Origin of the sequence: Pseudomonas sp. KK4, from assembly GCF_001984065.1 — a bacterium.
Lineage (GTDB): Bacteria > Pseudomonadota > Gammaproteobacteria > Pseudomonadales > Pseudomonadaceae > Aquipseudomonas.
Genome location: NZ_LYVP01000151.1, coordinates 1 through 10,251 on the forward strand (window position 1 = coordinate 1; position 10,251 = coordinate 10,251).

Genomic DNA, 10,251 nt, shown 5'->3' on the forward strand with positions numbered 1-10,251 from the left:
CGCAAGGGCAACGCGTTCAATCAGGCAGCCCGCGTGATCGTTGACGACCATCGCGAGCGAGCTCGCGCCTACAGGAGATTGGCGTTTGCCAGAATGTGTTTGAGGGCTGCTTTTTCGGTGTCGGAACCGTTGCTAAGGATCTGCTTGAGCTGCCGTTCGATCTGCCCCAGGCCTTCATCGGGCAAATTCAGATGCTCCGGCAGGATCTCGTCGCCGGTGCTGACCAGCAGTGCAAAGTGAATGACGTTTTCCAGCTCCCGGGTATTGCCCGGCCAGGTGTGGCGTTCCAGCACCCGTTGCGCGGCTTCGCTGATCAGTGGCACCGGCAGGTCCAGGCGTTGGCTGTAGATGCCCAGGAAGTATTCGGCCAGGGACAGGATATCGCCCGAGCGCTCGCGCAGCGCCGGCAATTCAAGCTGGCCTTCGCTGAGGTAGTGATACAACCGCTCGTGGAATTTCCCGGCAGCGACCGCCTGGGCCAGATCGATGCTGGTGGCGGCGACCAGGCGCACATCCACCGGGCTCGGCTGATGCGCACCGACGCGGGTCACTTCGTGATTCTCCAGGGCGGCGAGCAGTTTGATCTGGATCGGCAGCGGCAAGTCGCCAATCTCATCCAGGTACAGTGTGCCGCCATTGGCCGAGCCGAACCAGCCGGCGCGGCTGCTGGCCGAACCGCTGTAGGTGCCAGCGGCATAACCGAACAATTCCGCATCGGCATAAGTCGGGCTGATCGCCCCGCAATTGACCGAAACGAACAACCCGCCGCGATCACTGGCGCGATGGATGTGCCGCGCCAGCAATTCCTTGCCACTACCGGTTTCACCGCGGATCAGCACCGAGATCGAACGCGGTGCCAGTTCTTCGAGCTCCTGGCGCAGTTGCCGCGAGCGCGGATCGACGAACACCAGCGCCTTGGCGCGGATGCTCAGGGGACTTTTTTCGGCGTCGGGGAACGTCAGCAGTGGCTGACCGAAGGTTTCAAAACTCATGGCAGTCTCCCGCCCAAAACCGCCGGGAGACGGGGGGCGTCAAAAAAGGGGTCAGGCACGGCGCAGGGCGTGATGCTCCATGCGGTTTTGCAGGCGATAGAGATAGGCAAAGCCCTGCTCCCAGCGCTGGTGGCCGGACTTGACGTTGATGTGCCCGGCGCCCGCGAGAATTCCCGCCTCGGCGCCCCAGTTGCGCGCCAGCTCCAGGGCGCGGGGCGCGCTGACGGCGGCGTCGTTGTCGGAGCTCACGACCTGACTGGGGAATGGCAGCAGGTCAGTCGGAATCGGTGAAAAATTACGCAGGGCCGGCGCGCAGGCCGGGCGTTCGACGTCTGCCGGGGCGACCAGCAAGGCGCCGCGTACCTGACGCAACATCGGCACCGGCGCGGTGGCGGCCCAATGGGCCACGGTGATGCAACCCAGGCTGTGGGCGATCAGGATCACCGGCGTGCTGTCCGCGGCGATCGCCTCGGCCAGCGCGGCGACCCAGTCTTCGCGACGGGGCGTCAGCCAGTCGGCCTGCTCCACGCGGGCGCTGTTGGGTAGGCTGTTCTGCCAATGGGTTTGCCAATGATCTTCTGGCGATCCTTGCCAGCCCGGCACAATCAGGTAGCGAATTGATTCGTTGCGCATGGGGAGCTCTCCTGCTGCGTGTCTGTTCCTGAACGAGTATAGGGAGGGGATTTATATTCGTTAAGGAATAAGAAGCTATTTATTAAGACCTATATCGCATATAAATTATTTACCACGGACTGCTCTTGTGGCGAGGGCGCTTGCTCCCGCTCGGGTGCGCAGCAGCCGCAAATCGGAAGGGGGTCGCTTCGCAACCCAATGGGAGCAAGCTCCCTCGCCACAAAAAGCAGTCCGGTGATGCAATAAAAAAAGGGGCCGCACCCTGCCAAGGAGACGGCCCCGGAAAAACTTGAATCTGTCAGCGCGCGGTAATCACCGACAACTTGGTAATCCCTGCGCGCTCGATGGACGCCATGGCGCGCGCCACTTCGCCGTAATTCACCCCATCGTCAGCCTGCAATTGCACCCGCACCTCCGGGTCCTTGGCCTTGGCCGACTGCAGCTTGAACTCCAGCGAGTCCGGCTGGATTTCATCCTTGTTGATGAACAGCTTCCCGGCCCCGTCGATGCTCACCACCAGCGGGTCCTTCTGCTCCACCGGCGCCACGGCTTCAGTCTTGGGCAGGTTGATCGGGATCGCGTTGGTCAAAAGCGGCGCGGTGACAATGAACACCACCAGCAGCACCAGCATCACGTCCACCAGCGGTGTCACGTTGATCTCGCTCAACACCTCATCACTGTCTTGCGTGGAGAAGGCCATGTCAGGACGCCTCCTTCACTTTCTGTGCGTTGCCCGATGCGGCAGCCTTGTGTGCCGTCGGGTGGATCAGCACGCGGAACGAACTCTTCTGCGCCAGGCTGTAGAAGTCATGGGCGAAGTCATCCAGGTCCGCCGCCGTCAGTTTCAGGCGTCGCAAAAAGTAGTTGTAAACCAGCACCGCCGGTACCGCGACGGCGATCCCCACCCCGGTGGCGACCAGTGCCGCACCGATGGGACCGGCCACCGTTTCCAGGCTGGCCGAGCCCGCCGCGCTGATGCCTTTCAACGCTTCCATGATTCCCCATACGGTGCCGAACAACCCAATGAACGGCGACGTACTGCCAATACTGGCGACCACCGCCAACCCGGTTTCCAGCGAGCGACGTTCACGCACGATCTGCTGACGCAAGGCACGCTCGAGGCGGTCCTGATGATTGATCGCCTGGCTCAAATCCGCCGCGTGCGGCGCCTCGCCCACCTGGATCGCCGCATAACCGGCCTGCGCCACCCGTGCCGCAGCGCCGGGTTGGGTCTCGGCCAGTTCCGCCGCCGAATCAAGGCTCGAAGCGGCCCAGAACTGTTTGTGAAACTTGCGATCCTGAGCCTTCAGGCGACCGAACTGCACGCCCTTGAGCAACGCCAGGCCCCAGGTGGCGACAGAAAAAACCACCAGCAGCCAGATCACCGCGCTTTCGATGGATTCGAGTGGAGATGCCAATAACGTCATGGTGAATTCCTCGTGTAAACGTTTCGCGCGAATTAGGTTTCGGTTTAATGAATCTTGAAATCGATGGGCACGCTGACCCAGCCGTCCTGGGCGACATCACCCTGCTTGGCGGGCACGAAGCTCCAGCGTTTCACCGCATTGACCGCCGCCTCGTCGAGGGCATCGCGGCCGCTGCTTTTCTGAATCTGGATCTCGCCCGGCTTGCCGCTGGCGAGCACATGCACCCGCAACAACACCGTGCCTTCCCAACCGCGACGCTGGGCCAGCTACGGGTATTCCGGCGCCGGGTTTTTCAGGTACGCGGCGTTGGCCGAGGCCGGTGTTACCGGTGCGGGCGCCGGTGGAGCGGGTGGCGCCGGGGCCGCCACCGGTGCGGCCGGTTGTGGTGGCGCAGGCGGTTGCTCGACCGCTTTGGGCGCGGGCTTCGGCACGGGTTTAATCACTGGCTTGGGCTTTGGAATCGGCTTGGGCGGTGGCGGCTTCACGGCCAGCTCATCCACCACCGGCGGTGGCGGCTCGACCACCGGTGGTGGTGGCGGTGGAGGCGGCGGTGGTGGTTCAACGACTGGCGGCGCCGGCCGCGAGAACTCGATGGTCATCGGCGGAATCTCCGGTGGCACGATCGGCAGCGCTTTGGTCGGTTGCTGATTGAGCCAATAGATCACCGCGCCATGGACCAGCAACGCCAGCACACCGAGCAGGATCGCCTCGCGTCGACTCAGGATGCCCTTGGGCGCACGCTGCAAACGCAACTGGCCCAAAGGCAAACGGTGTTGCCGGCCGAGGTCGACCAACTCACCACCCGGCGCCTGGCGCCAAAGCACCTCGTGTGCACTGGCGGCGGTCTGGACATTGCCCATTGATTAACTCCCTGCGGTCTTTTTGCGAATCACCCGAAACGTCGAACCCTGCATTCCCCGAACGACGTAGCGACGGGTCAATCATTGGCTCGGGCGCTTATCTCTTAAAGTAATTTTTAAAGTTAAAATTAGAACAAATTCGCATATGCAAATTGCCCGTTTCGCTGCAGGCCGCGCCGTGCAAGGGCTCTGGCCATGCACCCGAAACGCCATGCTTTTGAGGCATTGAAAGTATTTGCGCAGAGCATGGTTTTCCCCGTCATTTTCCCTGGATCAGAAGTCGTACCGGCCGGTCAGGCCCAGGGTTCGTGGCGTGCCGAGCAGGCCTTCGTAGCCGCCGTTGCCACCGGTCCAGAGGGTCGTGTAGTAGGTTTTGTCGAAGGCGTTTTTCAGCCACAGCGAAACGTCCCACTGGCCCTGATTGAAGTCACCCCGCAGGCCGGTGGACAGGTTGACCACGGCGTAGCTGGGGATCTGGCCGAAGTCGGAATCCTCCACCGTGCCCACCGCTTTGGAGCGGAATGCGTAACTGGCGGTGACGTACTCTTCGAAGCCGTTGGCCAGGTTCCATTTGTATTCGCCGTTGGCGTTGCCGATCCATTTCGAGGCACCGACCACCTGATGACCGGTGAGGTCGCAGGACGCTGGCGCACCGGGTGCCAGGCTGACTTCCGGCGGGCACGGTGCATCCTTGTACGAGAGGTAGCTGACGTCGTTGTAGGAGCCGTTGAAGTTCAGGGTCAGGCCGCGCAGCGCAATCAACGTGCTGTCGAACTCCACGCCGCGAGAGCGCACGGAGCCGGCGTTGGTCAGGTATTGCACGCGGTTGACGTCGTCGTAGGCGTTGGTCTGGTAGCCGTTGACCTGGGTCCAGAACACGTTGGCATTGAGCTGCAAACGGCGGTCCCACAGCGTGCTTTTGAAACCCAGTTCGGCGTTGTTGGCGCGCTCGGTGCCGATCAGCAGCGAGTCGGCGCCCGCCACCGGCGCGGTGCCGACGGCCAGGTTCACACCGCCGGATTTCTCGCCGTGGGACAAGGTCGCGTAACCGAGCAGGTTGTCGGTGAAGTGGTAGCTGAGGTTCAACAGGCCCGAAGGGCTGGCGCTGTACTGGTTCAGACCGCCGGAGTCATACACCCCGGCGCGCCCCACCCGTGCCGCGGCCGCAGCCCCTGTCACCGCGGCGCCACCGAGCGGTGCATCGCGGTTGACCCAGGCACTTTTCTCTTCGTAGGTGCCACGCACCCCGGCGGTGAAATCCAGGCGTTCGGTGAGGTGCCAGGTGCCCTGGGCGAACAGCGCAAAACTGTCGGTCTTGATGTGGCCTTTGCCGATGCTGGTGACGTTGGCCAGTGCCCCGGCGGGTGTGCCGTTCCAGATGTCGGCTTGCGGGCCGTAATAAGCGAAGGATTTGTTGTCCAGGTCGGAGCCGAAGTAATAGGCGCCGAGCACGTAGTCGAAGAAGCCACCGGTGGGCGAAGCCAGACGAAATTCCTGGGAATACTGTTTGTCTTCCACCGACACGCCGGCGTTGTAGGTCGCGGCAACGTTCAAACCGTCGTCGTTGCGCGGGGTGAAATTCCACCAGCGATAAGAGCTGATGGAGGTCAGGGTGAAGTCGCTCGGCAGGGTCCAGTTGGCTTCCACCGAGGTCCCGCCCTGGTGCACGTTGACGTGTTGATCGTTGTTCAGGTTGACCTTGCGGTGGGTGCCATCGACCAGGGTGGCACCGGCCGCGGTGGCCCGGGCCTGGTAGAGGTTGACGCCGTTGATGGTCGGCCCGGTGTTGTACAGCACGCGGGTGCCGGCGCTGGAATCTTCTTCGTTGTAATCGCCGATCCAGCGCAGGTTGAACGCCTCGTTCGGCTTGAACAGCAACTGCGCACGGAAGCCATCGCGCGAGCCACCGTTCAAATCATGGCCGTCGTATTCGTTCTTGATGTCGCCATCGCTGCGGGTGCGATACGCAGAAAAACGCCCGGCCAGTTCATCGTTGAGCGGGCCGGAAATGGTGCCCTTGGTCTGGAAGTAGCCGTCCTCGCCCACCGAGGTTTCGATGCTGCGCTCAGGGGTGAAGGTCGGCGCCCGGGTGTTGATGTTGATCACCCCGGCCGTGGTGTTCTTGCCGAACAGGGTGCCTTGCGGACCGCGCAAGACTTCGAGCTGCTCGATGTCCATCAGGTCGAACACCGCCATGCCCGGCCGCCCCAGGTAAACATTGTCGATGTACAGCCCGACGCTGCCTTCCAGGCCATCGCTGGCCGGGTTGTTGCCCAGGCCACGGATCGACACGCTGGACTGGCGCGCATGCATGTAGGCGACGTTGACGCTGGGCACCAGTTGCTGCAGATCCTGGATGCGATACACCCGCTGGGTTTCCAGCACCTGGCCGCTGACCACGCTCATGGGCGTCGGTACATCCTGCGAGCTTTCTTCGCGGCGGCGAGTGGTGACGGTCACGGTTTGCAATTGGGTGCCATCGGCTTTGGCCTGACCGGGTGCGGCTTTTGCCGGGGCATCTTCCTGGGTTGTGTTTTGGGCGGCGTAGCCGTGGGTCCAACTGGCGCTACCCGCCAGCAACAGCGCCAGGGGCAGGCGTTTGAGCCGTCGGGGTGTCAGGGGTGAGGCAAGTTTCAACGGACTCATTGGGCGGCTCCTGATCAAAAAACGCACAGCGACTTTTCGGCAGTGCATATTCTTTAAAGTTATTGATTTATGTTTTAACAAATATTTACTGCATAAGAGATTGCCTTTATAAGGAGTCGACCTAATGCATATCCAATGCATTTCCCCGATATTTTTAATGTGAAAAATGCATATCGATTTGCGCCAGCTTCGCCACTTCATCGCCCTCGTCGATCAGCGCAGCTTCGTCGCGGGCGCGATGGCGGTGAACCTGTCGCAGTCGGCGTTCAGCCGCAGCATCCAGGCGCTGGAACACAGCGTCGGTTGTCAGTTGGTGGATCGCGGGCGCAAGGACCTGGCACCGACCAAGCAGGGCCAGGTGTTGCTCGAACACGCGCGGCGGCTGGTCAGTGGCGCGCAGCAGATGGCCAACGAGATCAGCCAATTCAACGGGTTGGAGGCCGGTGAGTTGCGCTTCGGCTGTGGACCGGCGCCAGCGGCGGGGTTGATCCCTCGGGCGATCGGCAGCTTCATCGGGCGCTACCCGAAGGCGCGGGTGCAGTTTCAGGTGGATGACTGGCAGAGCCTGAGCAAACGCCTGCTCAGCGAAGAGTTCGAATTTTTCGTCGCCGACACCCGGCAATTCGAGGCCGATCCGGATTACCTGACCCAACGCCTGCGTCCGCGCAAATGGCATTTCTGCTGCCGCGCCGGGCATCCGCTGGCAGGTCGCGAGCGGGTCAGCGCCGTCGAATTGATGAGCTATCCGATGGCGGTGACCATCCGCCCGCCGAACCTGCGCAAGGTCATTGTCGACCTCAGCGGCCGGCCGGATTTCACGCCGAATGTGGAATGCGAAAACAGTTACAGCCTGCTCAGCGTGGTGATGCGTTCCGATGCGATCGGCATCGTCGGCGCCTACTCGGATGCGCTGCATCACGCCAAGGGTGAACTGGTGTGTTTGAAGATCGAGGGGTTGGCCGATGACCTGGAGGAGCTGTACACCCGTTATGGGATTGTCAGCCGGGCGGGGTATCGGTTATCGCCGCTGGCGGAGGCGATGATTGCCCAGATCAAAGAGGTGGATGCGCGGGATGAAGAGGTGTGTTCGCTGGAGAATCTGGCTGTCTGATCGGGCCTCTTCGCGAGCAAGCCCGCTCCCACATTTGATCGGTGTACTCCGGCCCCTGTGGGAGCGGGCTTGCTCGCGAAGACGTCCATTCGGCCAACAATGCACCCACTGCATAACAACCATTCCCCAAACTCACTTGCCCCAACCCCGCCCCACCGGCGAAAAACCTCACCTGTCTTCCGATTGGTGAACCCATGTCCAACCCCGAACAACCCCTGCGCAACGTGCTGTACATCATGTGCGATCAACTGCGTCGCGATTACCTGTCGTGCTACGGCCATCCGCATCTGCACACCCCGAACATCGATCGCCTGGCCGCCGCCGGCGTGCGCTTCAATCGTGCCTATACCCAAGGCACCATCTGTGGCCCGTCGCGGATGTCGGCCTACACCGGGCGTTACGTCAGCAGCCATCAAGTCGCCTGGAACGCTGTGCCCCTGCCGCTCGAAGAATTGACCATCGGCGACTACCTGCGACCCCATGGCATCCGCACCGCGTTGGTGGGCAAGACTCACGCCACACCCAATGTCGATGCGTTGCAACGACTGGCCATCGATCCTTCGAGCGATCAGGCGCAAGCCTTGAATGAAGTCGGCTTCGAACCTTATTTTCGCCATGACGGCATCTTCCCCGACAACCCATTGTTCGACGACAAACGTGAGTCCGCGCCTTACACCCATCACCTGCGTGACCTCGGTTTCGCCGGCCGCAACCTGTGGCACGACTGGGCCAACGCCGCCGAAGGCGATCAGGGGGAAATCCTCAGCGGCTGGAAGATGCGCAACGCGCATTTGCCGGCACGCATTCCCGAGCAGCACTCGGAAACCGTCTACACCACCGACCGCGCCCTGGACTTCATCGCCGAACAGGGCGAGCAGCCCTGGTGCCTGCACCTGTCGTACATCAAGCCCCACTGGCCCTACATCGCACCCGCGCCGTATCACGCGTTGTATGGCGCCGATCAGGTCATCGAGCCGGTGCGCGCAGCAGTGGGGGAAGAAAGCGATCACCCGGTGTATCACGCGTTTCGGCAGCACGAAGAGAGCCTGAATTTTTCCAGAGACGAAGTGCGACTGAACGTGATTCCGACGTACATGGGCCTGATCAAACAGGTCGATGATCAGCTCGGGCGGGTGTTCGATTTTCTGCAGAGCAGCGGTCGTTGGGAGGACACGCTGATCGTGTTTACCAGTGATCACGGTGACTTCCTCGGCGACCACTCTCTGGGGGAAAAAGAATTTTTGCTGGAGCCCGCGGTGGGCGTTCCGCTGATCGTTCGCGACCCGCGTCGGGCGGCGGACATCACCCGTGGTTCGGTGGATGAGCACCTGGTGGAAACCATCGACGCTCTGCCGACTTTCCTCGAAGCGCTTGGGTTGCCCGGCGCCGAACATCGGCTGGAAGGACGGTCGCTGATTCCCTTGCTGCATGGCATTGAAACCGATTGGCGCCGCTTTGCGATCAGCGAATACGACTACGCCTTCCAAGCGCCGGCGCGGGAGCGATTGGCACAACCGATCGACCGCTGCCGCATGACCATGGTGCGCAGCGACCGCTGGAAATACCTGGCCTACGACGGGTTTCGACCGCAGCTGTTCGACCTGCTGAATGATCCGCAGGAACTGCATGATTTGGGGGCCAACCCGGCGTATGCGGCGGTTCGCGAAGAGCATGCGGGGTATTTGTTCGAGTGGGTGCGCGGATTGAAGCGACGAACCACGATCAGTCATCACGAGATCGATCTGCGTGGTCAGCGGTTCCGCTATGGCGAACCCGAAACCGAGAAAATGGTGCAGATCGGCGTCTGGTGAAAAAGCATCGCGAGCAAGCCCGCTCCCACGGTTGATTGGGGGGTATGCAGAATTTGCGGTCACTGAAGATCCAGTGTGGGAGCGGGCTTGCTCGCGAAAGCGGTGGCAGCTGATGTTGACTGGTCTGGCCCTATCGCTGGCAGGCCAGCTCTCACAGTGATCTACAGCGAACATAGCGTTTGTGTTCGACCGAGCAATACTGTGGGAGCGAGCCTGCTCGCGATGGCGGTGGGTCAGTCAACGGGGATGTTGGATGAGCCGGCCTCTTCGCGAGCAAGCCCACAGTTGATTGGGGTGGGTATGCAGCATTTGCGTTCACTGAAGATCCAGTGTGGGAGCGGGCTTGCTCGCGAAAGCGGTGGGTCAGGCACAGCTGATATTGACTGTGCTGGCCCTATCGCTGGCAGGCCAGCTCCCACATTGATCTACAGCGAACATGGAGTTTGTGTTCGGACGAGAAACCCTGTGGGAGCGAGCCTGCTCGCGATGGCGGTGGGTCAGTCACCACGGATGTTGGATGAGCCGGCCTCTTCGCGAGCAAGCCCGCTCCCACAGTTGATTTGGGGGTATGCAGAATTTGCATTCACTGAAGATCCGGTGTGGGAGCGGGCTTGCTCGCGAAGGCGGTGGGTCAGGCACAGCTGATATCGACTGTGCTGGCCCTATCGCTGGCAGGCCAGCTCCCACAGGTTATTCAGTGGCCGCAGAATTTGCATTCACTGAAGATCCAGTGTGGGAGCGGGCTTGCTCGCGAAAGCGGTGGGTCAGGCA

General features: G+C 61.7%; 7 protein-coding genes and 1 pseudogene. 2 read left to right on the plus strand and 6 right to left on the minus strand.

Annotated elements, in window-relative coordinates:
- Nucleotides 1-68: 68 nt before the first annotated feature.
- The 6 genes and pseudogenes from B0W55_RS26765 to B0W55_RS26790 all read right to left on the minus strand — a co-directional run bounded on the left by B0W55_RS26765 (nt 69) and on the right by B0W55_RS26790 (nt 6,558).
- Nucleotides 69-992 (minus strand): sigma 54-interacting transcriptional regulator, encoded by a 924-nt coding sequence (locus B0W55_RS26765; protein ID WP_077048922.1) that lies wholly within the window; start codon nt 990-992, stop codon nt 69-71.
- 51 nt (nt 993-1,043) lie between these two features.
- Nucleotides 1,044-1,625 carry an alpha/beta hydrolase gene (locus B0W55_RS26770; RefSeq protein ID WP_077048923.1) on the minus strand — a complete coding sequence of 194 codons (582 nt, stop codon included), beginning with the start codon at nt 1,623-1,625 and terminating at the stop codon, nt 1,044-1,046.
- A gap of 298 nt (nt 1,626-1,923) precedes the next feature.
- Nucleotides 1,924-2,325: a biopolymer transporter ExbD gene (locus tag B0W55_RS26775; protein ID WP_077048924.1), complete on the minus strand. Its 402-nt coding sequence runs from the start codon at nt 2,323-2,325 to the stop codon at nt 1,924-1,926.
- Nucleotide 2,326: 1 nt separating this feature from the next.
- A complete protein-coding gene (locus B0W55_RS26780) occupies nt 2,327-3,052 on the minus strand; it encodes a MotA/TolQ/ExbB proton channel family protein (RefSeq protein ID WP_077048925.1) in 726 nt (241 codons plus the stop codon).
- 44 nt (nt 3,053-3,096) lie between these two features.
- Nucleotides 3,097-3,912 (minus strand): annotated as a pseudogene (locus B0W55_RS26785) (energy transducer TonB).
- Nucleotides 3,913-4,185: 273 nt separating this feature from the next.
- Complete coding sequence (locus tag B0W55_RS26790) at nt 4,186-6,558, minus strand: TonB-dependent receptor (protein ID WP_077048926.1); 2,373 nt, start codon at nt 6,556-6,558, stop codon at nt 4,186-4,188.
- A gap of 166 nt (nt 6,559-6,724) precedes the next feature.
- Here B0W55_RS26790 and B0W55_RS26795 point away from each other — a divergent pair, with 166 nt between their 5' ends.
- Both B0W55_RS26795 and B0W55_RS26800 read left to right on the plus strand, forming a co-directional pair.
- Nucleotides 6,725-7,669 (plus strand): LysR family transcriptional regulator, encoded by a 945-nt coding sequence (locus B0W55_RS26795; protein ID WP_077048927.1) that lies wholly within the window; start codon nt 6,725-6,727, stop codon nt 7,667-7,669.
- Nucleotides 7,670-7,863: 194 nt separating this feature from the next.
- Nucleotides 7,864-9,480 carry an alkaline phosphatase family protein gene (locus B0W55_RS26800; RefSeq protein WP_077048928.1) on the plus strand — a complete coding sequence of 539 codons (1,617 nt, stop codon included), beginning with the start codon at nt 7,864-7,866 and terminating at the stop codon, nt 9,478-9,480.
- The last annotated feature ends 771 nt before the right edge of the window (nt 9,481-10,251 follow it).